The organism is Prochlorococcus sp. MIT2308, assembly GCF_059772345.1.
In genome coordinates, this window is record NZ_CM186283.1 from 1,473,218 (window position 1) to 1,488,200 (window position 14,983).

A 14,983-nucleotide genomic window follows, 5' to 3' on the forward strand; every position below is an offset into this window, starting at 1 on the left:
TTTCACTGATATGAGCGAATTAATTATCGACTCTCAACATGAACTAAAAACTAAACAATGACAATTTTGGATGCTGAAAAAGTTTATGGAGAAGCCCCCATATTTAAAGAGCCTCGGATCATAGGTGACTGGGTTTTATGGTTAGAACAAAGACCAAAAGAAAAGGGCAGAACTACAGCTTTAATTAGACCTTGGAGACAAAAAGATTTATCACCTCAAGAATTAACACCTTATCCAAGTGATCTAAGAACAAAAATTCATGGTTATGGTGGTGCCCCTTTAACAGCAACCTTAAATGGATCAGATCTAATAATAACTTGGGTAGACAATAAAGATAACTGCTTATGGATGAGAACTTGGTCTTCTGAAGATGTAAATGAAAAATCTTTTTCTTTTAAATTAATACCAAAAATACAATCAATTTGTCTTTCAAAAAAACATAATTATTTTCTTGCGGGTGGGGTGATTGACCTTCAAAAAAATATTTGGATTGGATTGATGGAAGATGAAGAAGGAGATCATATAGTTTCTTATTCTTTAGAAAAAATTGACCAATATCCAAAATTTATTTATTCATCTAAGTCCCTCATAGGCTATCTTGCGCTCAATTGTAAAGATAGAAAATTAGCATGGGTTGAATGGGAAAACACTTCAATGCCTTGGGATTTAAATGAATTAAAATTAGCTCAATTGGATGAGAAAGGAAATATAATTAATACAGTAACTTTTAATAAAGAATATTTAAATCTGACAAAAAGAATATCATTTTTTAATCCTATTTGGTCTGATAAAGGGGATCTTTTTGTTGCTGAAGATAGTAGTGGATGGTGGAATATAACAAAGATTAAAACTGACACTAATAATAATTCAATTACTGTTTTTCAGAATCAATGGACCATCAAGGCTGAAATGGGTTTTCCACAATGGGTCCTTGGGATGTCGAGCTTTTCATGTGTCGGTGATGATGTTGTTGGGGTTTTTGCTCAAGAAGGAATTTGGACTTTAGCTTTATTTCAAAAAAATGGTTTCATCAAAATTATTGACCAACCTTTTATCGAGTTCTCAGGTCTTCATTCGTTTCAAAATCGACTTGTCGCAATTGCTAGCAGTTCAGAAATAAGTGAAGGTATTTTTGAAATAGATTTATTGAGTCACAGTTGGGACCATACTCCTGCCTCTTCATTTAGTTTGGACCCAAAGCAAATAAGTATTGGCGAATCTTTTTGGTTTTCCGGTTCAAATGAAGAGAGTGTGCATGCTTGGTATTATCCACCTCTTAATAAAGAAATATTGTTACCTCCATTATTAGTGAAAAGTCATAGCGGTCCTACTGGCATGGCTCGTTGTGGATTGGATCTAGAGGTGCAATTTTGGACATCGAGAGGTTGGGCCGTTGTTGATGTTAATTACGGAGGTTCTTCTGGTTTCGGTAGGGAATATAGAGATCGATTGAAAGGGAATTGGGGTGTAATCGATGTTTTGGATTGTGCTAAGGCAGCTAAGTCATTGATTGCTTCTGGCAAGGCTGATAAGGAACGTATTGCGATTGTAGGGAGTAGTGCATCGGGTTATACAGCTTTAAATTGCTTGGTATCAACTGACATTTTTAATATTGGAGCATGTAAATATGCTGTAACTGATTTGATTGGTATGGCTAATTCAACTCATAGATTTGAAGAGTTTTATTTAGACTATTTGATAGGAAATATCGAAACTGATTATGAAAAATATGTTCAAAGATCGCCAATTAAAAATGTTAATTTTATTAATAGGCCATTGATTTTGTTTCATGGGTTAAAAGATAAAGTTATACTTTCTGATCAATCTATTGAAATTAAGGATCAATTAACAAAACGTGAAATACCAGTTGAAATTTATTTATTTAAGAACGAAGGTCATGGATTTAAGGATGGGAAAATAAAAGTTGAAGTTTTAAAAAAAACAGAGGCTTTTTTTAGACAATATATAAATCTCAATATTTAGGAATTTTTTCTTAAAAAAGAAATTACTGATTTGAGTTCTTCAGTAAGAGAATCAATTTCTGATGGAGTTGATGTAAAACTCAAGCTTGCTCTGGCTGTGCTTTTTATCCCATAGAAGCGATGCAGTGGTTGGCAGCAATGATGACCACTTCTTATGCAAATGTTATTAGTATCAAGCAACTCAGCCACATCATTGGAGTGTATGCCCTTTATATAAAAGGTAGCTAATGGTCCTCTATCAGCTTGAATTAAAGGGCTAGGTCCAAGAATTGTTAAATCATCTATTTCCTCTAATTTTTCAAAAAGATATTTTGTTAATTCTTTCTCATAATTATTGATTTCGTTCAATCCAATTGATTGTAAATAATTAAGTGCGGTTCCCATTCCAATTGCTTCTCCTATGGCTGGAGTTCCCGCTTCGAATTTATGTGGTAAGTCTGCCCATGTGCTTTTATCCTTAAAAACTTCATTTATCATTTCTCCTCCACCAAGGAAGGGAGGAATTTTCTCCAAAATTTCTTCTCTACCCCATAAAAAACCTATTCCTGTAGGACCGCAAAGTTTATGAGAAGATCCTGCCAGAAAATCAATACCTAGTTTTTTTATATCTACGGGCTTATGAGCAAGACTTTGACAGGCATCTAAAAGAACCAAGCTACCTTTTTTATGTGCAAGTTCAGTAATTTCCTCGATAGGATTACAACAACCTAATGTATTACTTACATGAACAAGACTGACTATTTTGGTTTTATCACTCAATTTCTTTTTAAAATCATCAAGATCTAATTCTCCATTTTTGTCGATATTGATATAAATTAGCTTGCATTTTTTCGCGTTTGCAATTAATTGCCAAGGCACTATATTACTATGATGTTCCATTAAACTTATCAATATTTCGTCGCTTTCTTTAAGTTCGTAATTTCCCCATGCATAAGCTGCAAGGTTGATGGCTTCGGTAGCATTTCTAGTGAAAATAATTTCTTTTTCATTATTGCTATTAATAAAATTTGCTGTTAACTTTCGTGAATGTTCGAATTTTTGTGTTGCGATTGCACTCAGCTGATGAGCACCTCGATGAACATTAGCGTTTTCGAAGCTGTAGTATTTTTTTAAAGAATCAATTACTGCTTGTGGCTTTTGACTAGTAGCAGCATGGTCTAAATATACTAAATTGTTTTTATTCCCAGCAAATAGTGGAAAATCATTTCTACTTTTTTCAGCAATCTTTTTTACTAAATTGTTCACTTTTTTATATCTCGTATTAATTTATCAATTAAATTCCATTTTCCAGCACTTTTACGAAAGTGTGAAATCACTTCATCACAATATCCTTTTAATAACAAAGAATTAGCATCTTGATTATCAATACCTCTACTAAGTAGATAAAATAACTCCTCATCTTGAAGTTGGCTTACAGTTGCTCCATGAGTACACCTGACATCATCAGCAACTATCTCAAGTTCTGGTTTGGTATCTATCCTGGCGCGCTTGGAAAGTAATAAATTTCTACTGAGCTGAGCAGCTTCTGTTTTTTGTGCTTTTTGCGGAACATCAATCGAACCATTGAAAATGCAATGGGAATATTCAGAAGCGATGGCTTTTTGTAATTGGTCAAGCTTTCCATTTGGGCCATCAAATCTAATTAAAGAATGTGTTGCTATTTGCTCTTTTGATTTAGTGACTTGAAGCCCTCTTATATTTGTGGAAGCTTCTCCTTTGCTTTGAATTATTCTTGGTTCAAATCGAGCATAATCCCAACCATGATGAATTGAATTAAGAGAATATTTACTCTCCTCTGCTTGTTCTACAGCTAAAGTACAAATTGAGGAGGATTCTTTTTCTTCACCAAAAGAAATTAACCCATGAGTTAGCTCTACGTTTGGTTCTAGTTTTATTTCAATTAAATGATTATGTGCTGAATTATTGTTACCTAGAAAAATTTGCAAAAGATCTAATGTTGCTCCCTCTTCTATAAGCAGAAAGATTCTAGTCGAGGTTGATTTTTTATCTATTGATGGAATTACAATTTCTAATGATTTATTGAAATTACTTTTAACCTTTAAAGCTAAAATCTCCAAACTAGATGCCTGATTTAGATAAACTGAAACGTCATTCTTTATGTTAGTTGACTTAACTATTTTGCCAAGATTATCTTCAATTTCTCTGTCATTTAGCTTTTCAATTCCATCAGGTAAATTAATATTTTGAACTGGATTTTCATTAGGACTAATTATAATTCTTTCTCTGTTTTTATCCTTCTCGGGGAAGTTAGATTCAACTTTACTATCTTCTTTATTAATGATTGTTGGTAAAGATAAAAAAGTATTTAGTCTATTTAAATTGGATAATCTCCACGCTTCATCCTCTTTAGAAGGCATTCCTTTCTCTAGGAGGAATGCTCGTCCTATTAATTGTTCGTTTTTTAAATAACCTTGAGTTAGTGGAAGAGAGTCCAGCCAATCTTGGCAAATAATTGATGATTTCATTTTGCCATCTGATTGTCTTTGGCATTTTGGTCAATGAAGTCATATCCTGATTTCTCAAGGTCAATTGCTAGTTCTTTTGTGCCGGTTTTTATTATTTTTCCATCAGCCATTATATGTACAAAGTCAGGAGTAATCTCATTGAGTAGTCTTTGATAGTGGGTTATTAAAATTGTCGCCGAATTTGGTTGCGAGAGTTTATTGATCCCAGATGCAACAATTCTGAGAGCATCGATATCAAGACCTGAGTCAGTTTCGTCGAGTATTGATATAACTGGCTCAATAAGAGCCATTTGAAGAATTTCATTACGTTTTTTCTCCCCGCCTGAGAACCCTTCATTCACGCTTCTTTGTAGAAAGGCTGGATCCATTTCAACTATTTGCAATCTTTCTTTTACTAGATCTTCGAATTCAAAAGTGTCTAATTCACTTTTATTTAATTCTTTTCTTCTTGAATTGGTGGCAACTCTTAAGAATTCTAGATTACTAACACCAGGAATCTCTACTGGGTATTGGAAACCAAGAAAAATTCCAATTCTTGCTCTTTCCTCAGGAGCGAGATCAAGAATATTCTTACCTTTAAATTGGATGGATCCAGAAAGAACTTTATAAGATGGATGGCCAGCTATGACTTTAGAAAGTGTACTTTTTCCACTCCCATTGCGACCCATGATTGCATGGATTTCTCCTTCCTTGACTAACAGATTAACTCCATGAAGTATCTCCTGATCTTCAACACTGGCATGAAGATCTTTAATAGATAATATTGTTTCTGAAGTTGATGAAATCACTAAATTAGATGGGAAGTTGTAGAGAGTAGAGGTAAAATTTTAGTTGATTTTTATCCAACCGAACCCTCCAATTTTAAAGCCAAAAGTTTATCTGCTTCAGATGCAAATTCCATAGGTAATTCATTGAAAACATCACTACAAAATCCACTGATTAACATTGAGACTGATTCTTCGAAATCAATTCCTCTACTTTGCAAGTAAAACAGTTGATCCTCTGAAATTCTACAAGTACTGGCTTCATGTTCAATATTGGATTGAGGTTGCTTGGATTGAATATATGGATATGTATTTGCGCTGGCTTTATCACCGATCAACATTGAGTCACATTGGCTGTAATTGCGCGAACCTTCAGCATTTGGGCTTATTGAGACAAGACCTCGATAGCTATTCTTAGATTGTCCTGCACTAATACCTTTACTTACGATCTTTGATTTTGTATTTTTCCCTATGTGAATCATTTTTGTCCCAGTGTCCGCTTTTTGCAGGTTATTAGTTAATGCAATTGAATAAAATTCACCAATTGAGTTATCTCCTTGTAATACGCAACTTGGGTATTTCCATGTGATGGCAGATCCAGTTTCGACTTGAGACCAGCTGATTTTGCTTTTTTCCCCTCGACATTCTCCTCTTTTTGTGACGAAGTTATATATTCCTCCTATACCCTCTTCATTACCTGCATACCAATTTTGTACCGTTGAGTATTTGATAGATGCATTATCGAGTGCGACAAGCTCAACAACAGCAGCATGAAGTGTATTGGTATCAAACATGGGGGCTGTACAGCCCTCTAGATAACTAACGGAGGAAGATTCTTCTGCGATAATTAAAGTCCTTTCGAATTGCCCAGTGTCTCCAGAATTTATTCGAAAATAAGATGATAATTCCATTGGGCATTCGACACCTTTAGGTATGTAAACAAATGAACCATCACTGAAAACCGCAGAATTCAGGGCTGCAAAAAAGTTGTCATTTATAGGAACAACTGTTCCTATGTATTTTTCAATTAAATCTGGATATTCACTAACAGCCTCACTAATAGAGCAGAATATTACTCCATGTTCGGAGAGCTTTTCTTTGTATGTAGTCGCGATGGAAACGCTGTCGAAAACAGCATCTACGGCTACATTAGATAATCTTTTTTGTTCACTTAATGGTATTCCTAGCTTTTCAAAAGTTTCAAGCAATTTAGGATCAACTTCATCTAAACTTTTTTTCTTTATATCTTGTTTCGGAGCTGCATAATAAACTAGATCTTGATAGTCTACTTTAGAATAAGATAGGCCGGACCAGTCAGGTTCTTTCATCTTCAACCATTGTTCATAAGCTCGCAAACGAAATTTCAATAAAAAATCCGGCTCATTTTTTTTTGCTGAAATTAGCCTAATTACATCTTCATTCAAACCTTTTGGGATTTTTTCAGTTTCAATTTCAGTTATAAAACCATACTTATAAGGTTGAGAAACAATTTCTTCGACAGTATTAGATTGGTTCATTTTATTTTGATTAAATCAAGTCGTAGTAGTTTTTATTTATGAAAAGTTTGGCTTTTAAAGATCTAAGATAATCTTCAATTATGACATTTGAGGTTCGTCATTGGATCAGAGTGTTTTGATAGTTGGATCTCAAATGTCATTCTAAGTCAAATCAAGAGGGAAAACCCAGTGTTACGAAAGTAGTTTCAATGTCCTAATACCTTACGCCAAAATACTTGCGATCGTTTCAAGTTGTGATTGTGCTGGAATAGGCTTTTAATCTATTTCCAATTCCTAAAAGATTTTTCAATGTATACAAATAGTTCTGTAAACCCCTATTAAAACAATTGATTTCATTCTTAAATTCCTCATTTGAGTTGGTAATAGTCATTGAATGAATATCTTTATTCTGTTTATAGGTGCAAAAAAATAAGATAAAATCATTCAAAAGATAAATATTCTTTTAAACTTTAGGGGTAAGAGATCGTCCCCCTGCCATATGATTCAATCTGATTTTGTCGATAGTTTTCCAAATAGTCCCTTAAGTAAAGAGGATATAAATTTGATCGCATTGACTAATCTTTCAGTTAGTGAAAAGCATCATTTAAGGATGCTTGCACACTGCCTGAATTGCTTTAAATCAATGAATAAAGATCACTCAGGCGGTTTGCTCCCTGTGAAGGAGGAATGGCTTGAATGGTGCTTAAAAAATCCAATCATGCTTAAAGATGACGAGTTCGTGCACGTTATGTTTGAGCAATTTTCTGGAGCAGCTATCCAACTGGAAAGGTTGTCAAATGATTTGAAAATTCCTCCATTGGATTTGACGTTAAAAAATTTAATCGACGCTTATGAAGATTGACATCGCTCTGGTTAATCCATAAGAAAAAATTTCTTTGAGAAAGATGATCCCAAAGAAAAAAGTCTTTGAAATTTGAAGAATCAGAATTTATTTTTTTTGATTGAATTGGAATTTATTTCGTTTGTTTGGAATTCGTGGATTGATAAGCAACTCCTATTTTTTAGTTATAGCAATGCTTTTTCTCTGAAGATCCTAATTTTTGCTCTCTGCTTGGAGTCAGTAGATGCTGACCACACCAACGAGAAGAGCACATTTCATCACATACTTATCGCACTGATCCCAAACAAAAAATGGAGGTTTATGGGCGTGACTATTGATCAAGAATCCCTGTCACGTTTAACACTTCGTCAGCTTCGTCTTAAAGCGAGTAAACTAGGTATTCCTCTTTACAGTAGAAAATCAAAGGCTGATTTAGTAAAAGGTGTTTTTCTATATGAGGAAAAAAAAGAGTTAGAAAAACAGTTGATAAACAATAAGGTCGAACCATCTAACGAAGCAACCTATTCAAGTTCATCTGAGACTAAAGTTGTTTTTCTACCTCGTGATCCCGAATGGGCATATGTCTTTTGGGAGATATCAGATACAGATCGTGCGAATGCTCAAAATGAAGGCGCTAATAGGCTTTCTTTGCGCTTAGCTGATGTGACCAATACAAATAACGGAGAAGCTAATCCTGGAACTCTTCAAGAAGTTGTTGTTGATAGTCACAGTACTGAATGGTATTTACCCATTCCATTAGGTGGGAGAGACTATATGGTCGAACTCGGTTATCGAATTGGTCATAAATGGATGTCACTTGCTTATTCATCTTCAGCCAAAGTCCCCTCACTACATCCTAGTGAACAAATTCTTGATCAATTTGTTCCTTTTAGTTTGGAAGCTCCAGCGTCTACAACTGAACCTAAGATAGAAAATTTTGCATTAGAAAAACCCGATAGTGGTTTGCATGAGCGCTTGTATCAATCAGCAACCACAAAGTTCAGAACACGAAGAGTTGGCTCAGAAGAATTTCAAGAGGGTGTTCTAGGAGATATCAATTCAAATAACGAATCTGGTTCTGGTCTTTGGGCCAGTGGTTTGAATGAATCTGGTATTGGAGGAGTTCCGCAAACTCGCTCCTTTTGGTTGGTTGCTGATGCGGAATTAATTGTTTATGGAGCTACAGATCCTTCAGCTAAATTGTTTATCGAAGATGAAGAGGTCCCATTGGCAAATGATGGAACTTTTAGATTGCAAGTTCCATTTAGAGATGGTATTCAGAACTATTCAATCAAAGCAATAGATAAAGATGGAATAGATTCAAGGAACATAACAATGAAATTCGAAAGAGTTACCCCGGTTGATAATACGAATCCAAATTCCAAGGCTGAATCAGAATGGTTTTAAATTTAATCCCAATTCATTGATGGTTCGTTTAATTGTTGCTTTTACTCCATTAGTAGGTGCTATTGCTTTTCCCTTATTAATTCCTACTACTATTGAACGTTTAGGACTTGGTCCGGGTGTTTTAAGTGCGTTGATTTTAAGTACCCTTTGGTTTATCGCAATGCTTCGTACCTCTGAAATGCCTCACTGAATTAAAATTTGTCATTTCGATTCCCTATTCATCCTCTATATCATTTACTAATCTATTCCCAAAGTGTTTTCTACAGAATTTAGCCAACTTACAATTAAGTTAAACTCACCTTTCCCTGACCAGAAACCAGGTACCTCTGGATTAAGGAAAAGTACTTTGCAATTCGAGAAGACTCACTATCTTGAGAGTTTTATTGAGTCAATCTTGTGTTCCCTGCCTGGGGTGCGAGGAGGTGTTTTGGTTGTAGGAGGTGATGGAAGATACGGCAACAAAAGAGCTATTGATATCATTATTCGGATGGCAGCCGCACATGGTATTCAGAAAGTTATAACAACTGTAGATGGGATTTTGTCTACCCCCGCTGCTTCTAATTTGATTCGCATCAATAAAGCAATAGGTGGAATTATTTTGTCTGCTAGTCATAACCCAGGTGGAGTTGAAGGTGATTTTGGAGTCAAGCTAAATGGGTCAAATGGTGGACCGGCTCCCGAATCTTTAACTGATCAAATTTATAATTACTCAAAAAATCTTACAGAATATAAGATTGTACAATGTGAATCAAATAATTCTTTTTCAACTGGTAAATATAAATTAGCGTCAATGATTGTTGAGATCATTGACGGAGTAGAAGATTACTTAGATTTAATGAAAAAAATATTTGACTTTGATTTAATTAGTTCCTATATCAACAAAGATTTTCCTATCGTTTTTGATGCATTAAATGCTGTTACTGGGCCATATGCAAAGCGTCTGTTTGTTGATCATTTAGGCGCCAATTCAGAGACAGTAAGGAATGGAAAACCTTTGGAAGATTTTGGAGGTCTTCATCCTGATCCAAACTTGACTTATGCAAAAGATCTTGCAGATTTGCTTTTAAAAGGAAATTTATTTTCCTTCGGAGCAGCATGTGACGGAGATGGCGATAGAAATATGATTTTAGGACGTGGTTGCTTTGTAAATCCTAGTGATAGTCTTGCAATTTTGGCTGCGAATTACGATTGTGTACCAGGCTATGCCAAAGGTTTAGCTGGTGTTGCTCGTTCCATGCCGACGAGTTCAGCTGTAGATGTTGTGGCAAAACATTTAGGGATAAATTGCTTTGAAACCCCTACTGGATGGAAATTCTTTGGTAATCTTTTGGACGCTAATAAAATTACTCTGTGTGGAGAGGAGAGCTTTGGGACTGGAAGTGATCATGTAAGAGAGAAAGATGGATTGTGGGCTGTTCTCTTTTGGTTGCAGATACTTGCGTCCAAGAAAAAGTCTGTTTCTGAGATCATGAGAAATCATTGGCTATTTTTTGGTCGTCATTATTATTCTCGTCATGATTATGAATCTATTCCATCTGAAGTGGCACATACTCTTTATTCCAGATTGAGTAATTTGCTTCCCACTCTGAAAGATAAATCTTTTGCTGGAAGAACAATTAAAAATGCTGATGATTTTAGCTATACAGATCCAGTGGATGGTTCAATAACGCTTAACCAGGGTTTGAGAATTTTATTAGATGATGGTAGTCGAGTGTTAGTGCGACTTTCTGGCACGGGCACTCAAGGAGCTACTTTGAGAGTCTACTTTGAAAGCTTTGTTCCCAGTAATGGTGATATCAATCAAGATCCGCAGTTAGCCTTGGACCCTTTAATTAAAAGTATTGACTCCCTAGCTCAGATTTCGAAACTAACAGGTATGTCAACTCCTACAGTTATTACCTAGATCAAAAATCTTCCAACTGGAAATCATCAAAACAACTTTATAAGTTTTTTTTTGCTTTTAGAGTAATAAAAATGTTTGTTTATTAGCTTTGGCCAAAGATCTGTTTGCTTTTAATGGTGAACAGCTAATACAGAATAATGCTCCTTTAGCTGATCGCTTGCGGCCTCAAACACTTGATGAATTTGTTGGTCAAGATCATATTCTTGCTCAAGGGCGTTTGTTGAGACGTTCAATTATTGCTGATAAAGTAGGCAATTTGTTGCTTTATGGACCACCGGGAGTTGGTAAGACTACTTTGGCTAGGATTATCGCTTCAAACACTCTATCTCACTTCAGTGTCATAAATGCTGCCCTGGCTGGCATCAAGGATTTAAAGTCTGAGATTGACTCTGCAATAGATAGATTAAATAAATATGGTAAACGCACGATTTTATTTATTGATGAGGTTCATAGATTTAATACTGCTCAACAAGATGCGTTATTACCTTGGGTTGAAAATGGAACTTTGACACTAATTGGTGCAACTACGGAGAATCCATATTTTGAAGTAAATAAAGCTTTGGTAAGCAGATCTAGATTATTTCGTTTAAATAGTCTTAACGTAAAAGCACTACATCAATTATTGCAACGAGCTTTGAGCGATAAGGAAAGGGGTTATGGGTTGAAATTAATTAATATAGCCAGTGTTGCTAAGGACCATTTAGTTGATGTGTGTAATGGCGATGCACGCGTTCTGCTTAATGCTCTTGAACTTGCTGTAGAGAGCACCATTGCAAATCAAGATGGTTCAATCAGTATTGATCTAAAGATTGCTGAGGATTCAATTCAAGAAAGAGCGGTTTTATACGACAAAAAAGGTGATGCTCATTTCGATACTATAAGCGCTTTTATTAAGTCATTACGGGGTTCTGATCCTGATGCGGCATTATTTTGGCTTGCTCGAATGATGGAAGCAGGAGAAAATCCACGATTTATTTTTAGACGTATGCTAATCGCTGCGGGAGAGGATATTGGTCTTGCTGACCCTAATGCAATTGTCATTGTTGAGTCATGCGCCGCTGCTTTTGATCGAATAGGTTTACCAGAAGGTATTTACCCGCTGGCGCAAGCAACTTTGTACTTGGCTTCAACTGAGAAGAGCAATAGCGTGAAGGCTATTTTTAAAGCAGTTCAGAAAGTGAAAGATTCCCATAAGCAAAACATTCCTTCTCATCTTAAAGATGCAAATAGAGATAAAGAAGCTTTCGGAGATGGCATGGGCTACAAATATCCCCATTCTTTTTCAAAAAATTGGGTTCCTCAACAATATTTGCCGGATAGCTTAGTAAATGAGATTTTTTGGGAGCCAACTGAATGTGGATGGGAAGGGCAAAGACGGTCCCTTTTGAATGAGAGAAGATCTGAGCAGTTAGCTTCTTTAGGTGAAGTTGAGCACCAAAATCCTTTAACTATTACATCTGGAAAAGTTGATAATGATTTGGAGAAATGGTTATTTCGCCAATCTTCGCAAGAGGGGGAACGATTGAGTAACTTGGCAACTAAATTATGGTCAGGTGTTGCCTGGAAAAAAAATCATAGAGTTTTAGTCTTAACTCCTAGTTCTTTGCTTTGGTCGTTAAAGCCTTTAAGAGAGACTTCTGAAGGTGGCGTTTTCTTAGCTGTATCAGAAGATAAGCATCCAAGGTTATTAGCTGAATTAGAGATTTTGGCTCTAATGGAGCGGCCTGTTTTAATTGATTCAAAAGTTGAATCAATTAAAAAATTAGAAGATAACCTTAAATTTGAGGTAATAGGAGGAAGGATCCCTTGGAAAGATTTCTCTGAAACAAATTTTTCTAAATTGTGGCCTATTCTGGCTGAAAAATGTACAGCGAACGCGGAATTAAGTTTGATTATAAGCAATCCATGTTCTGGCCCTGCTTTTGCTTTACGGGAAAAATTAGAAGTTTATAGCAATAATAAAAATTCTGACTTTCTATTATTAAATAATTTAATTTCCACAGAAGAGAAGTGGTTAAAGAAACAAGAAAATAAAAAGAATTTTATTTCACAATTGGAAAAATTAGGCTGGAATGTTTTTTTAGAGGAGTGGACTGAGTATGTATATCAACAAATTGATACTTCTATAATAAAAAGGTGGCTTACTCAAGGCAGTGATTATCGTGAAATTATTCTAAAAGATTATGAGGGAAAAAAATTGAATCGATTGAAAGAATTATTTAAAAGATTGAATGGACGGACTATAAAACAGAAACTTATACATACTAAGTTTCTTGCTAAAATGTAATTAATTAAGGCAAAGTATTGGTTCTTTATTTATCAAATCTTCATCTAATGCAATTGCAAAGGTCCATTGATCATGACTTTGCCCGTAAACTTTTACTTTATGTCCAAATTTTTTATTGTAGGCAAATTGTGATTTATTTTTCCAAATCCATTGATTTAAATTTGTCGCTATCTTTCCACTCTGCCATTTGATTGCAGCTTCTTTGACGACCCATCTTTTAAGCACTAGTTCTCTAGCTTGGAAAGGGTTTAAATGTTCTATTTCGCAATTCTCATATTGAGTGAAAAAACGTTTTGACAATTTTTCAGCTTGAAATTGTCTGTCCTTTCTTTCTATATCTACTCCAATTTTTTTTGAGGACCATCCGATTAATAAAGCATCATAACAGTGACTAATGCTGATATGACCCCATCCTTCCGCTAATAAAGGCGGTTTCCCAGGGTCGGCTTTGAGAGGTATATCGAGAGGGTCTAAGCCTGTCATGTTGGACATGACATTTCTGATGCAGCCTCTCGAGAAGTGGTAAATCATCCCCCTTTTTGGTTTTAACTTTTGAACCCATTTTTTTTCTTCGCTGCTTATTGGTAAAAGTTTTGATGACATCAAAAAAAGCCAAAGACCTAGTACGCTTTGATTGTTTATTTGAGTTGTATTCATGACTCTTTGTATAGGTGATTCTGCACCAGACTTTACTCTCCTTAATCAAGATGGTCTTGATATCAGTCTCTCATCATTTAAAGGTTCGAGAGTAGTAATTTATTTTTATCCAAAAGATAATACCCCTGGCTGCACTAAAGAAGCTTGCAGCTTTAGAGATAATTGGGAGCTTTTTAAATCAAACAATATTCACGTTTTAGGTATTAGTAAGGATGCCTCAAAGTCACATATCAAATTCATTGATAAGCATAAATTACCTTTTACACTTCTTACTGACAGTGACCCTTGCCCTGTTGCAACTTTATATGAAAGTTATGGCTTGAAGAAATTTATGGGTAGAGAGTATTATGGAATGATGAGACATACTTTTGTTATAGATAAAGACGGAAAAATTGAATTAATATACTTAAAAGTAAAATCAGAAAATATGGCTAATCAAATTTTAAATGATCTCAAATTGATTTGATTCTGGTATATATCAATCATTCCCTCTAGAACTAGATTTGGGCAATGATTGATATTAATATTTGTATTTTTAAGTTCATTTAATATTAATGGTGCATCACCTCCGCACATCCATATTGGTAATTTTGTATCTGCAAAAATTTTAATAATTAACCCTACTAATGAATTTATTGAACCTTTTATCATTGCATTATCAGTCTCATGTTGAAATATTCCAGATGGTATTTTTTTAACAATAGGAGCTTCTAGATTTAATGTTCCAGTGGCCATCGAAGATAATTGAAGACTGAAGCCAGGAATTAGTTGACCTCCTGCAAATTCTCCTTTATTTGTTATTTTTGTGACGCTTAAGATTGTACCTGCATCTATAATAATTAAATCTTTTTCTTTGCTTTTTGAAGATAAGTGCTTTTTGAAAGCACTCCATGAAGCAAGAGCTCTATCAATTCCTAAATTAGATGGAAGATTACTTAGTGGTACTTTATCTAAAATTATTTTTTTTGAAGGAGTTAATTTAATATTCTCAGGGATTGTACCTACTGAGGCCCAAGTTAATTGAGAGTAATCTTTATTTGCAAATTCTATTGGATTTGGTGGGGTATGAAAATATTCCCAAGTTTTGTTTACCTTGCTTGCCCAATGCCATCTCGTATTACCAATCATTAAATAATTTTCATCTGCGTACATGAGTTTAT

General features: G+C 34.9%; 13 protein-coding genes. 7 read left to right on the forward strand and 6 right to left on the reverse strand.

Annotated features, from left to right (window positions below):
- Nucleotides 1–57: 57 nt before the first annotated feature.
- Nucleotides 58–1,983 (forward strand): alpha/beta hydrolase family protein, encoded by a 1,926-nt coding sequence (locus AC6EIW_RS08460; RefSeq protein ID WP_498520224.1) that lies wholly within the window; start codon nucleotides 58–60, stop codon nucleotides 1,981–1,983.
- Here AC6EIW_RS08460 and AC6EIW_RS08465 read toward each other — a convergent pair.
- Genes AC6EIW_RS08465 through sufB form a run of 4 tightly spaced genes read right to left on the reverse strand, consistent with a single transcriptional unit; the run spans nucleotide 1,980 to nucleotide 6,749 of the window.
- On the reverse strand, nucleotides 1,980–3,227 hold the full coding sequence (locus tag AC6EIW_RS08465; RefSeq protein WP_498520225.1) for an aminotransferase class V-fold PLP-dependent enzyme: 1,248 nt from the start codon (nucleotides 3,225–3,227) through the stop codon (nucleotides 1,980–1,982). The two genes, AC6EIW_RS08460 and AC6EIW_RS08465, sit on opposite strands and share 4 nt — an antisense overlap.
- Nucleotides 3,224–4,468 carry a Fe-S cluster assembly protein SufD gene (gene sufD, locus AC6EIW_RS08470; RefSeq protein ID WP_498520226.1) on the reverse strand — a complete coding sequence of 415 codons (1,245 nt, stop codon included), beginning with the start codon at nucleotides 4,466–4,468 and terminating at the stop codon, nucleotides 3,224–3,226. The genes AC6EIW_RS08465 and sufD overlap by 4 nt, the downstream gene beginning before the upstream one ends.
- Entirely contained in the window at nucleotides 4,465–5,256 is a 792-nt protein-coding gene (gene sufC, locus AC6EIW_RS08475) for a Fe-S cluster assembly ATPase SufC (protein WP_498520227.1), read from the reverse strand. Before sufC ends, sufD begins: the two co-directional genes overlap by 4 nt.
- A 50-nt stretch (nucleotides 5,257–5,306) precedes the next feature.
- Nucleotides 5,307–6,749, reverse strand: a complete 1,443-nt coding sequence (gene sufB / locus AC6EIW_RS08480; protein ID WP_498520228.1) for a Fe-S cluster assembly protein SufB — start codon at nucleotides 6,747–6,749, stop codon at nucleotides 5,307–5,309.
- Between the two features lie 478 nt (nucleotides 6,750–7,227).
- On the opposite strand from sufB, the gene AC6EIW_RS08485 reads away from it, so the two are divergent.
- The 5 genes from AC6EIW_RS08485 (at nucleotide 7,228) to AC6EIW_RS08505 (ending at nucleotide 13,166) form a co-directional block, all read left to right on the forward strand.
- Nucleotides 7,228–7,590: an NDH complex assembly factor CRR9 gene (locus AC6EIW_RS08485; RefSeq protein ID WP_498520229.1), complete on the forward strand. Its 363-nt coding sequence runs from the start codon at nucleotides 7,228–7,230 to the stop codon at nucleotides 7,588–7,590.
- A gap of 306 nt (nucleotides 7,591–7,896) precedes the next feature.
- Nucleotides 7,897–8,976, forward strand: coding sequence for a DUF4912 domain-containing protein (locus AC6EIW_RS08490; RefSeq protein ID WP_498521633.1), 1,080 nt, complete (start codon nucleotides 7,897–7,899; stop codon nucleotides 8,974–8,976).
- Between the two features lie 19 nt (nucleotides 8,977–8,995).
- Nucleotides 8,996–9,166 carry a DUF8677 family protein gene (locus AC6EIW_RS08495; RefSeq protein WP_011294071.1) on the forward strand — a complete coding sequence of 57 codons (171 nt, stop codon included), beginning with the start codon at nucleotides 8,996–8,998 and terminating at the stop codon, nucleotides 9,164–9,166.
- Between the two features lie 63 nt (nucleotides 9,167–9,229).
- Nucleotides 9,230–10,879: an alpha-D-glucose phosphate-specific phosphoglucomutase gene (locus AC6EIW_RS08500; RefSeq protein WP_498520230.1), complete on the forward strand. Its 1,650-nt coding sequence runs from the start codon at nucleotides 9,230–9,232 to the stop codon at nucleotides 10,877–10,879.
- An 88-nt stretch (nucleotides 10,880–10,967) separates the two neighbouring features.
- The gene (locus AC6EIW_RS08505; protein WP_498520231.1) at nucleotides 10,968–13,166 is read left to right on the forward strand and encodes an AAA family ATPase; all 2,199 of its coding nucleotides are present in this window, start codon (nucleotides 10,968–10,970) and stop codon (nucleotides 13,164–13,166) included.
- Here AC6EIW_RS08505 and AC6EIW_RS08510 read toward each other — a convergent pair whose 3' ends face one another.
- Nucleotides 13,167–13,823 carry a 4'-phosphopantetheinyl transferase family protein gene (locus tag AC6EIW_RS08510; protein ID WP_498520232.1) on the reverse strand — a complete coding sequence of 219 codons (657 nt, stop codon included), beginning with the start codon at nucleotides 13,821–13,823 and terminating at the stop codon, nucleotides 13,167–13,169.
- On the opposite strand from AC6EIW_RS08510, the gene bcp reads away from it, so the two are divergent.
- A complete protein-coding gene (bcp, locus tag AC6EIW_RS08515) occupies nucleotides 13,822–14,289 on the forward strand; it encodes a thioredoxin-dependent thiol peroxidase (RefSeq protein ID WP_498520233.1) in 468 nt (155 codons plus the stop codon). The two genes, AC6EIW_RS08510 and bcp, sit on opposite strands and share 2 nt — an antisense overlap.
- Here the strand turns inward: bcp and AC6EIW_RS08520 are convergent.
- Nucleotides 14,259–14,975: a type III pantothenate kinase gene (locus AC6EIW_RS08520; protein WP_498520234.1), complete on the reverse strand. Its 717-nt coding sequence runs from the start codon at nucleotides 14,973–14,975 to the stop codon at nucleotides 14,259–14,261. The two genes, bcp and AC6EIW_RS08520, sit on opposite strands and share 31 nt — an antisense overlap.
- Nucleotides 14,976–14,983 lie beyond the last annotated feature (8 nt).